A 13,246-nucleotide genomic window follows, 5' to 3' on the forward strand; every position below is an offset into this window, starting at 1 on the left:
TTTTCCTTTTTCTAATCAGATATTTTATCTAAAACTTTGTAAATATTTCTTTATCAAATATTTGCTAGGTTATGAAGTCGTTGATACTCATTACAATTTTTTAATAGTTCTTTTTCTGTATCTTGGCAAACTATTTTTCCATCTTTAAATACAGCAATTCTATCTGCACTTTTAATAGTACTTAATCTATGTGCTATAACAAATGTGATTTTGTCTTTACTTACTTCATCAATAACTTCTGAGATAATAGATTCACTTTCATTATCAAGGGCTGAAGTTGCTTCATCTAAAATAAGTATTTGAGGTTTTTTGTATAAAGCTCTAGCTATTGCTATTCTTTGTCTCTGACCACCACTTAAATTTGTTCCAAATTCATCAAGTTTTGTATGAACTCCATTTTCAAGTGACATTACAAAGTTATAAGCATGGGCTTGTTTAAGTGCATCAATAACTCTTTGTTCATCAAGTTCTTGTCCATAAGCTACATTTTGAGAAATTGTATCATTGAAAATATAGACTCTTTGTGTGACAATTGATATTTGATCTCTTAATGATTTTATATCAATATTTTTTATTGATTTGTCATTAAAAAGTATTTCACCTTCACTTATTTCATAGAATCTAATAATTAAATTTACCAATGAAGATTTTCCTCCACCACTATCTCCAACTAAAGCAATTTTTTCACCTTTTGAGGCTTTTAAATTTATATTCTTTAGTGCTGTAAAACCATCATATTTCAGTTGAGTATTTTTAAATTCTATTGTTTCAATATTTTGAGGGAATAAGTCTTCTCCATTTAAAATTGTTGCTTTTGTATTAAATATTTCATTAACTCTTTCATTCGCAGCTAAGGCATTTTGCATTTTATTATATAAACTTGATAATCTTTTTATAGGAGTGTATAACATAAATAATGCTGTCATAAATGAGAAAAATGAACCAACTGTTAGTTCACCTTCTATTACTTCTTTCCCTCCCACAATTATTACTACTGCAAGTGCAATTGCACCTAATGTTTCCATAAGAGGAGAAACTAGTTCATTTGTTTTTACAGCTTTTATATTTATATTAAAAAAGTTTTTATTATGTGCTTGAAATTTTTTAGCTTCTAAAAACTCTGTTGAATTTGCTTTTATTATCTCTATGTTGTTAAAAGTCTCACTTAAATTAGAAGTAATATCAGAATTTGATTCTTGAGATCTAAATGATAGTTTTTTCATCTTTTTAGCTAGCACTGTAAGTGGGTAAATTGCCATTGGAAGTACAACTAAACCATAAAATGCTAATTCTGCGCTTTGGTATATAACAACACCTATTAAGGCAATAATTGTCATACTTTCTCTAATAATTTCAGCAATTTGACTTGAAACCGCTGATTGAATTCTATTTATATCATTTGTGATACGAGAAATTAATTCTCCCCCATGTTTTTTTTGAAAAAAATCAATGTCTAAAGTTAATACATGAGCTAATAGTTTATCTCTAACGATTCTTACAATATCTTGTCCAATATAAGATATATAATATGCTTGAATATAGCCCCCAAAACCTTTAGCAAAATATAATGCTATAACCATAAAAGGAATAATCTGTAACATTTCAGCATTTTTTGCAATAAATATTTCATCTAATAAGGGTTTGACAACATATGCACTCCCACTAGTTCCACCAGCAGCTAATAACATACCAATAAAAGCGTAGAAAAATTTTAAAATATAATTTTTATAATAGGGTATGTATTGTTTAAAAAATTCTCTCATTAAATTCCTAAATTTTTGTAATGAAGGCAGATTATATCTAAAATATTTAATAAAAAGATAAAATTATTATTTGCTAAAAATAAGTTGTTTAAATTTTCTAAATCCAAACTCTTTTATTGTAAGAAAAAATAGAATAAATCCACTTAATGTTGATGCAAAAGCTAATCCTGCTGCTCCATAAGGGGTGATTAAAAGAAGTGAAAAAACTATATTAAAGCCAAGTGCTTTCATAGAGATTTTTGCAGCTAAAAATTGCTTTTCATGTGAGTATAACCAAAGGGAAAATATCTTTGCTATTCCAAAGGGAATAAGTCCTATTAAATACATACTAAGTATCAAAGCTGTATTTGTAGTATCAGTACTTGTAAAAGCACCTCTTTGGAAAAGTAATTGAACTATAAAATTATCAAAAACAATTCCTATTAGAGTTGAAATTGCAAGTAAGGCTGTTAATATTATAGTTGATTTTCTCATTAGTCTTAAGGCATTATCTTCATCTTTATTTTTAATAGCTCGTGCAATCATAGGAAAAAGTGCAGTTGAAGTTGCTATTGCAAAAAGTGCTAAAGGAAGCTGAAAAACTCTATTTGCATAGTACAAATAAGAAATAGAGCCACTTACTAAAAATGAAGCTAACCAAGTATCTAAAAATGCAGAGATATGTGAAGTTGAACTTCCTACTGTAGCACTTATAAAGTTTTTGTAAAACTTATTTTCACTTATATTTATTTTATTGAAAGTGAAAACTTTAAGTAAGTTTTTCTTTTTTATAGCAATAAGATGTACTAAAATTTGTAATAATCCCCCAACTAAAACACCATAAGACATGTAATATGTTATCTCATATTTTCCCAAGTCTTTTGATAAAAGAAGTGCTGCTATTAGTGCTAGATTTAGTAGGGCTGTTGAAAAAGCAGTAGTAGCAAAGTGATGTTTATACTGTAAAAGAGCAGCCATAAATGTAACTATAAATATCATAGGCAAATAGTAAAAGTTTATTGCCACAAGTGGGGCTGCTAGCTCCACAGTTTTAGTATCAAATCCTAAAGCTATAACATGTGTGATAAACTTTGAAAATAGGGTTACTAAAAGTGAAAGAAATAAAATAAGAGCTAAAAATTGTAAAAATATTGCACTAGTAAATCTTATTTTTTGTTTCGTTTTTGCGTAAGCTGGAATAAATGCTTGGGTAAAAGCACCTTCTGCAAAGATTCTTCTAAATAGGTTTGGTAGTTTAAAAGCTACAAAAAATATATCAGAGTATATATTTGCTCCTAAAATAGAAGCAGTAAGCAAATCCCTTACAAAGCCTAGTATTCTTGATACTAAAATTCCACTACTATTTGTAAAAATAGATTTAATCAACATATTTATAGTCACTTTTTTTATAGAGTATAATTTGTGGTTTTGATTTATAAAAACCTAAATGAGCATTTATTATAGTAATTTTTTGCCCATTTTTTGGTAAAAGTTCTTTATTCTTTACATAAACTCTTATTTTTCTTTTTTCATTTTTAAAAATATAGTTTAAATAGTTGTTTTGAATAATCCCTGAGATATTGTTTATCATTTCATTTTGAAACTTGTATTCCAATATATCATATTTTGAAGCATCTAAAAAAAGAGATTTTTTATCTAACTTATCTTCTTTTTCATCTAATATTTGGAAATCATTTATTTCTAATAGTCCATTGAATCTTTTTGTTTGATTTATTTTTATGGTGTAATTTTTGTCATATTTTAATTTTGATACATCTTTGTAAACAAATATTGCTCGGTCATTTTTTTGTTTTATGATGGCTACATTATCTGTTTTATACACCAAGTTTATATTAGATAAGAGTATAGGAAAAGAGATATTGGTTTTACTATAAAGTTCACTTATCAAATCAGCTTTTATTGGTATTTGTTTTTTTACTTTTTCAGTTGTAAATGTTGCTAAAATAGGTAAATGATCAGAATAACCTCTGTTTTGATGAATATTGTTTTTCATCTCCCATCTAAATATTCTTCCATTTTTTATTAAATATTCTGGTTTAAAGACTTGAAAGCTATCATTTACATAGGAGATATTTTTATCATCAAATAAAGCTTTTGGTAAAACAATATTATCAGGAGTCTCATTTTCACCTCTAAACTTATAAGAAAATCTTTGATTATAATTTAACTCTAACCATAAATTGTAATGTACTTTTTTATTATATTTTAAAATCTCATTTTTAGAGATAAACTTACCCTTAATAGAAGTATTTAAAACATCATTTATGCCTGTTAAATCATAAGTATTATTTAGTTTTGAGTATTTGAAAGTTTCAAATTCATTGTAATTTGAATTTAAATCTCCCAAAATAACATAATCTACATCTTCATTTAAATTTTTTATATACTCTTCTATGGCTTGGGCATATAAAACTCTTTGGTTTTCTTCTTTTCTTTTTGATGGCCAATGATTATTAAAAACAATAAATTTGTGATTGTCTATATTTAAAGTCACTTTTAAAATAGGGCGATTGACTTTTGAGTGTTTTACATCAATGAGCTCATAATCGCTAATCTCATATTTACTTAGTATTGCTAGTCCTATGCTTGAAGTTTTGTATTTTTTGAAAATTGAGTATTTGTATTGGGGTAAATTTTTTGCAAGTTCATCAAAGGCTTGTTTTGATTCTACTTCTTGTAATGCAACTATATCTTTATTTAAGTCATTTATTACTTTTATTATATGTTTTAGTTTTGTGGTGTATGTTGTTTTGTTCCAGTTTGATTTAGTATTTGGAATAAACTCTTTATATTCTGTTTTGTCATATTTTAAATCAAAGAAATTTTCCACATTATAAGAAGCTACTGTAAAATCTTTTGCAAGAGTTAGGTTATATGTAAAAAATATTAGAAATATAGTTCTTATTATCATAAGGGATTATATAGTTTATACTATTAGATTATGTTGAGATTTAGGTTATTTGAATTTAACAAATAACCTAAAATAAGATTTTATTTTTTAGAGTTTAATCTTGATTGATACTCTTGAGGGTGTTTACATACAGGGCACATTTTAAGAGCTTTTTTACCTCTATGAACATGTCCACAAACTTCACAAATCCATTCTTCTTCTTCATCTTCGCTAACATATTCAGCACCAGAATCAAGTCTTTGTTTTAAACTTTTGTACATATTTTCATGTTCTATTTCGATTTTACCAATCATTTCTAACATTCTTGCAATATCTTTGTGTCCTTCATCTTTTGCAATTTTTGCAAAGTCTGGATACATAGTTGTATTTTCATAGTTTTCACCATCAGCTGCAAGTTGAAGATTTTCACTTGTATTAGCAAACTCTCTGTCATAATTTAAAACATTGTAAGCTTTATATTCTAGTTTAGCATGCATTTTTTCATTATTGGCAGCTCTTTGGAAGTGTTCAGCGATATCTCTGTATCCTTCTTTTTGGGCAACTTTTGCATAATATTCATATTTATTTCTAGCCATTGATTCACCTGCAAAAGCTTTCATTAGAACGACTGATGTTAAATCAGTCGTAATACAGGCCATTTCTTCACCACAGCAAGATAGAGTTCCTCCACCAACATTTGATACTTCTATTATATTTCCACATTTATTACATTTATAAGATTCGTGTTGTCTCATTATTTTTCCTCAATATTAAGTTTTAGATGAAGTTAATCATTTAAAGATTATATTTCATCCAAACTTAAATGCAAGAATTAGTTAAGTGTTGCTTTTATCATCCAGATGTTTTTTTCTAAATGTGCAATATTTTCATCTGCAAATGCTACAGTAGTAGTATCATTGTTTTTATTTGCCAATGTTGATAGTTTTTTAAATTCTGACATAAATATTTCAAAGTCAGCTAATATATTTTCTAATACATATTTAGCATCAAAATCAGTTTTTTCATCTTCTTTTATAATAGATGTTTTAGATAATTCATCCAATAAAATAACTGGCTTATCTCCTAATTGTAATAATCTTTCTGCTGTATCATCATATATTGAACTAAATTCACCATAAATTTTTTCAGTCATTTCATGTATTGGGAAGAACTGCATACCTTTTATATTCCAATGGTAGTTATGTACTTTTGTAAACATTACAAGAGAACTTGCTTGGATAACTTTTAATTGTTTTGTTAAATTTTTCATTTTAATTCCTTTTTTTATTTGTGGATAATTTTTTTCCTTTGAGAATTCTAATAGAATATAGCTTAAAGGATAATTATTTTCTTTTAATAGTTTTTATTGATAATATAAATATAAATATAAATTTTGATTTTCATTCTTAATTTAAAATAATAGTTAAAGAATAATTATTTTCTTTAACTAAAGTTTATCTTACTTATACTACTATTCGACTATTAGTATAAAAATATTATACATATTACAAAGGAGGCGTCATGGAAAATTCTAGTAGATTATTAAAAGAGTTTAATTTGAAAGTAACACCTCAAAGATTAGCTATAGTTGAAGAACTTTATCATAAAGGTCATATAAATATTGATGAACTTTATGCAAGTATGTTAAGTAAGTTCCCTTCAATTTCACTAGCAACGATTTATAAAAATGTAAATTCGATGGTAGAGAAATTTTTTATATCTGAGGTAAAAATACCTAATGAAAAATCTGTTTATGAACTGATAAAAGAGGAACACTCTCATTTAGTTTGTGAAAAGTGTAAAAAAATTGAAGATATAATTATAGATACTTCTAGTGTTTTAAAAGAATTAGAATCTCAAAGTAAATTTAATGTAAAACATGCAAATGTAGTTTTTACAGGTGTATGTTCAGAGTGTGCAAAATAGCTTAAAAAAAGCTATTTTGTACCACTAATGCAAATACAATCAACAACGCAATCCCTGCACTTTTATTATACATTTTATTAGCAGTAATAAATACTAACATTACTGATAAAATCAAAGCTGCCACTATATCAAATAAGTTTGCACTTAAATTAACATTCAATGGATTTACTATTGCAGATAAACCTAATACCATCGTAAAGTTAGCAACATTTGAACCTATAATATTTCCTATTGCTAAATCAGCTTGATTATTTAAAGCAGCTTTTATAGAAACTGTAAGTTCTGGTAAACTTGTACCAAAAGCAACTAAGAATAGACCAATTAACCATTCACTAATTCCAAAACTTCTTGCTATATTTGAGGCACTATCAATTGCAAAATCAGCTCCACCAATTGTCAAAATAAAACCTATAACTAAAAACAGTCCTGATTTCCCCCATCCAAAAGGTTCTTTTTTTAATTCTTCATCTATTACATCTACTTGATTTGAAGAGATTAAAAAAAGTAAGAAGGCACACATTAATAATAAAAATAATATACCATCAAAAAAAGTTAGCTTTCCATCTATACTCATAAGTATAAAAACAAAAATAGGAAATAGTGACCAAGCGGAATCTTTTGCAAAAAGGTCTCTATCTGGACGTATTTTCTTAGCTAATAAAAATACTGAACCTAAAACTAAAGAAATGTTAAAAATAGTACTTCCAATAACATTTGCAACGGCAATATCAGGACTTCCTTTTAATGATGCAGAAATTGAAGCTGCCATTTCAGGTAAACTAGTCCCAACTGCCACTAAAGTAGCTCCTATAATAAAAGGTGAAATTTTATAGTGAAGTGCTATCTTTTCACTTTGTTGTATTATAAAATCAGCCCCAAAAATTAACGCTGTCATTGAAACAATGAAAATTAAAATATCCATTTATGAATTCCTTACAATTAAACTTTTCGGAAGATTGTACTTTTTGATTAGCTCTTCTTCTTTTTTTCTATGCTCTCCATTATCTACTTCATGGTCATAACCCAATAAATGAAGCATTCCATGGATAAAAAGAAGTGTTAATTCATCTAAAAAACTGTGCTTATACTCTTTTGCTTTATTTTCCACAAAATCAACAGAAATGACAATAGAACCTAAGGGCATATTTGGCATATCATATTCAAGTGGGAAGCTCAGTACATCTGTAGCTTTGTCTATATTTCTATGCTCTTTATTTAAAATTTGTATTTCATCATTATGCACAAGTATTAGCTCGATATCTTTTGGACTTAGTTCATTTTTTATTATTTCCAATGAGCTTATATCTATATCAATTTTTGTTTGATTATCAAAGTCAATCATTTTTATCCGTTTATTTTTGGCGGATTATAGCTAAATTAGTCAAATTAGTAAATAAAGGACATTTTTTGTCTTTAAGTAAATAAAATATAAAATATAAAAAATCAAAGGAGTACAAATATGGAATTAAAAATTGGTACAAAAGATAGTATTAAATTTAAAGTTGAAGATAAAGATTTAGCAAAAAATCTACAAATCTCACCTGAAGATAATTTTCCAGAAGTATTTGCAACAGCGAGATTGGTAGCACTTATGGAGTGTTCTGCTGCAAAAATTCTGATACCATTTTTAGAAGAGGGTCAATTATCAGTTGGAGTTGAAGTAAATATAAAACATCTAGCCCCAACTCTAAGTGGTGATACAGCAATTTCAACTGCAACTTTTGAAGGTATGGAAGGGAAACTTTATAAGTTCAGATTAGAAGTTGTTGATTCTGGTGGAGTAATAGGAACTGGAACTCATACAAGAGCAATAGTGACAAAAGATAGGCTTATGAGTGGGGCAAATAAAAGAGTAGGAAAGTAAAACTTAGGTAAAAAGATTTGAGCTATTAAAATAGCTCAATCATTTTTACCACTTCATCTACAGGAAAGATTTTTAGATTTGTTTTAATATTTGGTTTTAAAGCAACTATTGCTTTTGTAACACCTTGAGCACTTGCTTCTTTTAGTCTCATATCTATAGAATATACATCTTTTATCTCACCTGTTAAAGAAACTTCTCCTATAAATACTGACTCTTTTGAAATAGGTCTATCTCTAAATGAACTAATAATCGAAGCAATTACAGCCAAATCAGCTGAACTCTCTTTTATCTTAATACCACCACTTATATTTATAAATACATCATAGTGATTTAGTGGAAGGTCAAGTTTCTTTTCAAGTAGGGCTAAAAGCATATTTAATCTATTTACATCAAATCCAGTGGCGCTTCTTTTTGGATTTGGGTAAGTACTTTCACAAACTAAGGCTTGAACTTCAATAATAAGTGCTCGACTTCCTTCCATAACTACAGTTAAAGCAGAGCCACTTTGGGGTTTACTTTTATCAAAAAACTTAGAGGCTATGTCTTTAGCACTTATAAGTCCTTCTGCTGTCATCTCAAATATACCTATCTCACTTGTACTTCCAAATCTATTTTTAAAGCCCCTTAGCATTCTAAGTTCTTTTGATGATTCTCCTTCAAAGTATAAAACAGTATCAACCATATGTTCCAAGACTCTAGGTCCTGCGATACTTCCATCTTTTGTGATATGTCCAATAATAAACATAGCGATATCAGATTCTTTTGCTTTACGCATAAGTTCAAAGGTTATCTCTCTTACTTGTGAAACAGAACCCGGAGCAGAGGTTAGTGAGCTTGAATAGATAGTTTGAATAGAGTCAATTACTACTGCTTCATAATCTTGTCTTAATAGTTCTTCTTGTATCTCTTCTAGTTTGATTTCAGATAATAAATAAAGGTTATCACTATTTGCATCAAGTCTATTTGCTCGAAGTTTTATTTGTCCCATACTCTCTTCACCTGAGACATAAAGAACTTTTTTACCTGATTGGGAGATGTCACCTGCTACTTTTAAAAGTAGGGTTGACTTCCCAACTCCCGGACTTCCACCAATAAGTGTAAGGCTTCCAGGAACTATTCCTCCACCAAGGACAAGGTCAAACTCATGGTTATTTGATGAAAATCTGATGATGTCATCTTGTTCTATTTGGGTGATTGGTCTTGCTTTTGATGTTGTGTTTATTATTTTTGATGTTTGTTTTAATACTTCTTGTTGTTCGGTATTGAGTTCAACAAAACTATCCCAACCTCCACAAGATGGACATTTTCCCATCCATTTGGTAGATTGTTCGCCACAGTGTTGACACTCAAAAAGTGTTGTTTTTTTCTTAGCCATTTTGTTTCCTTATAATCACAAGGGATTTTATATTATTTTTGTTTAATTCTTTTATAACATGTGTGTATATCATAGTTGTTTCTATGGATTTATGACCAAGTAATTCTTGAATAGAACGAATATCTGTACCATTTTGAAGTAAATGAGTTGCATAAGAGTGTCTAAAAATATGAGCTGTAACCCTTTTGTCTATATTACACTTTTGGACTGCATTTTTAATATTTCTACTTAATGTTACATCCAAAATATGATGTCTTCTTTGCTCTTTACTTCTAGGGTCTGTTGAGATTTTATCCATAGGAAAAACATATTGCCATTTTGGTTCAAATTTAGCTTTGGGAAATTTTCGCTCTAGCGCATAAGGGATATATACACTTCCAAAACCATCTTGCAAATTTTTTTGGTGTAGTTCTTTTACTTTTTGTACTTGTATTTTAAGCTCCTCCTTTATTTTCAAAGGAAGTGGTAAGGTTCTATCTTTGAGAGACTTGCTGTCCCAAATATAAATTTTATCAAATCCAAAGTCGATGTCTTTTATCCTTATGTTTTGCACTTCTTTCATTCTAAGACCACAACCGTACATAAGTTTAACTATAAGTTGATAAATACCATTCATATTTAAAATAATACTTTTTACTTCTTCAATCGTAAGCACTACAGGGATATGTTTCCTCTCTTTTGCCCTTAAAGCTTGTATATTTTGATTTTTTAAGGATATATTTAATACTTGTTCATATAAAAATAATAGAGCATTGAATGCTTGATTTTGTGTAGTTGGAGATACATTTAGTTGAGTAGCTAGATGAGTTAAAAATTGTTCGATTTCAGTTTTACCCATATCCTGAGGGTGTCTTTTATTATGGTAAAGTATATATCTCTTTGCCCATCCTATGTAACTTTGCTCTGTTTTTATACTATAGTGTTTAAATCTAATCTTATCTCTCATAATATCGAGTAATTTTTTGCCCATGTTACTCTCCTGATATATTTAGCATTTTGTTAAACTATTACGATTTTTGCTTAATAGCCATACATTTTGATAAGATATTAAGGATATACATCAATAATCTAACATGAAAAGTATATAAAAAGTTTAGAAATATTGTAAAAAATATTGCAATATGCAATGCTTTTATTTAAAAGAGCCTATTTTAGGTATTTTTTTATATTTAATAGGCTAACATAATAAATGTAAAACTATTAAGTAGTTTAGATATAAGTAATACATAATGTATTACTAATAATTAGTTATGTCTACAGAGGATTATATTAAATGAACAATGATACAGTAGGATATTTCAACGGTAATTTTAGGATAGGTGAACACATTGTGAAATCATTTGATATCGTACCAAACTCATTTGAAGATATGATTCAAATGAATAAAACAAATAAAATTAAAGTTAATTTATCTGACATCCAAAGTGATACTATTCACAATGATGACAGTGTTGAACTAGAAATGACTAATTTTGTTAAAAATGAAGCATTTCTAATTGTATTTGGAGGTTGGATACCTACTACTTTTATTAAACCAAATTCCATACTACTTGCAGATAGAAATATTGTATCCGAGATTATACGAAGATATAATAATGGTATAAAAAAAGTCAATGAAGAACTTGATTCATTTGATAACATTTTTTTGAATCATCTTGTGATGTTAGATATCTCAGCTTTTGTAATTGAGGGAAATGAACGTAAAATATCAACTAATAGTATGATTGATAATCAAATTGCAGATGCAAAAAAAGATCTTAAATCAGCATTACCTAATCTTGTAATTGCAGATTATCCTGATGGAAACCTCTATTATCATCGTTTAAAAAACTTAATAAAACCAAATATAGAAAAACGCATGACCTTTTTACAAAATATTGCACCTAAACTAAATAAGCAATTTAGTGAAAAATCAAGAGAACAAGCTGTCGATATAGTTTTCAAAACCGCGAAAGAAATGGAATTAAAAAGAGATGATTTTGTAATAATGTTGGCACTTCTGAGAATTTTGATGAAAGGTAAAAAAACAGCAGCACAATTAGTGCTAAAAGACTCTCAAACTTTCACTAAAGAAAATGCCTATAATACAGCCTTTGATTTAACCACAATCGAAATGTTATTTGGTTTGGATGAGTATCATAGAAAAAATACTAACTATAATATAGCGTTAATTACTCAAGATAAAGGGTTGTCTTTATTTGCATCCCTATTTAATAATACAAAAATTACTGGTAGAGCTGATGGTAAAGTACAAGTAAAAGCTACAATTCCATATTCAGTATTTAGTGATGATGAAGATTTATTGAAAAATTATGTAAAGTGGTTAAATTGGGAAGTTTAAGACATAACAAATCAGGGGAGCTAATAAATTACCCTGCGGGAAATTTATTAGCTCACTTCAAACGTTAATTTTCAAAAAGGAACATATAGAAATGCCAAATAAAAAATTAATAGAAGAACATAAAACATATATAAATAAATGGAAAAATAATGCTGAAGCATTTAATGCTCAAAAATGTTACAGTTGGATGGCAAAAAAAATATTAACAAGTCAAAAAAATTTAATATTAGATATTGGATGTGGTGACGGAACAGGACTAGTAGCACTTCTTTCTGAAAATAGTAATAATCAATTAAAAATAATTGCAATTGATGAAAACTTAGACTGCTTAAAAGAAGCAGAAAGAAAATTATCATCTAAAGGTTACAGTACAGAACTTATAAAACGATGTGATATTATATATGATAATAAATATCATGGTTATAATTTCAAAAGTATTGATAAAATACCTGAACAACAAATTACTCTAATACATTCAGATTTAGTATCTGACCCATATATTGAGCCTTATTTAAAGACTGTTGGAAAATTTGATGCAATTACAATTTGGTTAATAGGAACTCATACAGAAAGAAGACATTGTATGAATATTTTTCCTTTAAATATTACTTCTGACGCTCAATATAGATTATTAGTACAAAATAAAGCTTATGAATTAGCTGATGAAATATTAATATCAGGTGGTATTTTACAAACAGTTGATAGAGGACAAGTTCCAAATACAGAGTTATTGAAAGATGAGGTCATTAATGCACATAAAGACCAAGCTTCGGTAACAACATTGGAAGTATTTGATTTAGACTTCATGATATATAATGAGCCTATTAATAAATCTAGTGTTCAAATGAAAACTTCTGTAGGTAGTGTTTCTTGTGAAAATAGTCTATCAGAACTAGCCATGACATCAATCTTAGCTAGAAAATAAATTAACAAAACATAGTAGCCAATAAATTACCTAGCGGAAATTTATTGGCTCATTTCAATCGTTATATTACAAGGAGCCATTTAAATGAAAATAAAAATACTAATAAAATACCTAGTTGTTTTTATAATTTCTCTTAACTTTACAGGTTGTATACTTGATACA

Annotated in this window: 13 protein-coding genes; 4 read left to right on the plus strand and 9 right to left on the minus strand. The window is 27.9% G+C overall.

Translation table 11 applies throughout. The annotated features are described in order from the left end of the window. Positions 1 to 53: 53 nt before the first annotated feature. The 5 genes from CRU95_RS14775 to CRU95_RS14795 form a co-directional block, all read right to left on the minus strand. Positions 54 to 1,763, minus strand: a complete 1,710-nt coding sequence (locus CRU95_RS14775; protein ID WP_129101890.1) for an ABC transporter ATP-binding protein — start codon at positions 1,761 to 1,763, stop codon at positions 54 to 56. Positions 1,764 to 1,829: 66 nt separating this feature from the next. Continuing rightward, a complete protein-coding gene (murJ, locus tag CRU95_RS14780; protein WP_129101891.1) occupies positions 1,830 to 3,131 on the minus strand; it encodes a murein biosynthesis integral membrane protein MurJ in 1,302 nt (433 codons plus the stop codon). Next, positions 3,121 to 4,674, minus strand: coding sequence for an endonuclease/exonuclease/phosphatase family protein (locus CRU95_RS14785; protein WP_129101892.1), 1,554 nt, complete (start codon positions 4,672 to 4,674; stop codon positions 3,121 to 3,123). Before CRU95_RS14785 ends, murJ begins: the two co-directional genes overlap by 11 nt. Before the next feature lie 80 nt (positions 4,675 to 4,754). Further along, positions 4,755 to 5,408, minus strand: coding sequence for a ferritin family protein (locus CRU95_RS14790; RefSeq protein ID WP_013135919.1), 654 nt, complete (start codon positions 5,406 to 5,408; stop codon positions 4,755 to 4,757). A 77-nt stretch (positions 5,409 to 5,485) separates the two neighbouring features. Beyond that, positions 5,486 to 5,923: a DNA starvation/stationary phase protection protein gene (locus CRU95_RS14795; RefSeq protein WP_129101893.1), complete on the minus strand. Its 438-nt coding sequence runs from the start codon at positions 5,921 to 5,923 to the stop codon at positions 5,486 to 5,488. A 251-nt stretch (positions 5,924 to 6,174) separates the two neighbouring features. Between CRU95_RS14795 and CRU95_RS14800 the strand changes: the two genes are divergently transcribed. Further along, positions 6,175 to 6,579 carry a Fur family transcriptional regulator gene (locus tag CRU95_RS14800; RefSeq protein ID WP_129101894.1) on the plus strand — a complete coding sequence of 135 codons (405 nt, stop codon included), beginning with the start codon at positions 6,175 to 6,177 and terminating at the stop codon, positions 6,577 to 6,579. Between the two features lies 1 nt (position 6,580). On the opposite strand, the gene CRU95_RS14805 is transcribed toward CRU95_RS14800, so the two are convergent. Beyond that, positions 6,581 to 7,501 (minus strand): calcium/sodium antiporter, encoded by a 921-nt coding sequence (locus tag CRU95_RS14805; RefSeq protein ID WP_129101895.1) that lies wholly within the window; start codon positions 7,499 to 7,501, stop codon positions 6,581 to 6,583. Then, a complete protein-coding gene (ybeY, locus tag CRU95_RS14810; RefSeq protein ID WP_129101896.1) occupies positions 7,502 to 7,921 on the minus strand; it encodes an rRNA maturation RNase YbeY in 420 nt (139 codons plus the stop codon). It abuts the gene before it with no gap. Between the two features lie 117 nt (positions 7,922 to 8,038). Between ybeY and CRU95_RS14815 the strand changes: the two genes are divergently transcribed. Continuing rightward, on the plus strand, positions 8,039 to 8,443 hold the full coding sequence (locus CRU95_RS14815) for a thioesterase family protein (RefSeq protein WP_129101897.1): 405 nt from the start codon (positions 8,039 to 8,041) through the stop codon (positions 8,441 to 8,443). 25 nt (positions 8,444 to 8,468) lie between these two features. Here the strand turns inward: CRU95_RS14815 and radA are convergent, their stop codons facing one another. Both radA and CRU95_RS14825 read right to left on the minus strand, forming a co-directional pair. Then, positions 8,469 to 9,818 (minus strand): DNA repair protein RadA, encoded by a 1,350-nt coding sequence (gene radA / locus CRU95_RS14820; protein WP_129101898.1) that lies wholly within the window; start codon positions 9,816 to 9,818, stop codon positions 8,469 to 8,471. After that, positions 9,811 to 10,788 carry an integron integrase gene (locus CRU95_RS14825; RefSeq protein ID WP_129101899.1) on the minus strand — a complete coding sequence of 326 codons (978 nt, stop codon included), beginning with the start codon at positions 10,786 to 10,788 and terminating at the stop codon, positions 9,811 to 9,813. Before CRU95_RS14825 ends, radA begins: the two co-directional genes overlap by 8 nt. Before the next feature lie 303 nt (positions 10,789 to 11,091). Between CRU95_RS14825 and CRU95_RS14830 the strand changes: the two genes are divergently transcribed. Then, positions 11,092 to 12,159, plus strand: coding sequence for a hypothetical protein (locus tag CRU95_RS14830; protein WP_129101900.1), 1,068 nt, complete (start codon positions 11,092 to 11,094; stop codon positions 12,157 to 12,159). Positions 12,160 to 12,250: 91 nt separating this feature from the next. Further along, on the plus strand, positions 12,251 to 13,084 hold the full coding sequence (locus CRU95_RS14835; RefSeq protein ID WP_129101901.1) for a class I SAM-dependent methyltransferase: 834 nt from the start codon (positions 12,251 to 12,253) through the stop codon (positions 13,082 to 13,084). Positions 13,085 to 13,246: the final 162 nt, after the last annotated feature.

The organism is Arcobacter sp. F2176 (assembly GCF_004116465.1).
Classification (GTDB): domain Bacteria; phylum Campylobacterota; class Campylobacteria; order Campylobacterales; family Arcobacteraceae; genus Arcobacter; species Arcobacter siniprincipis.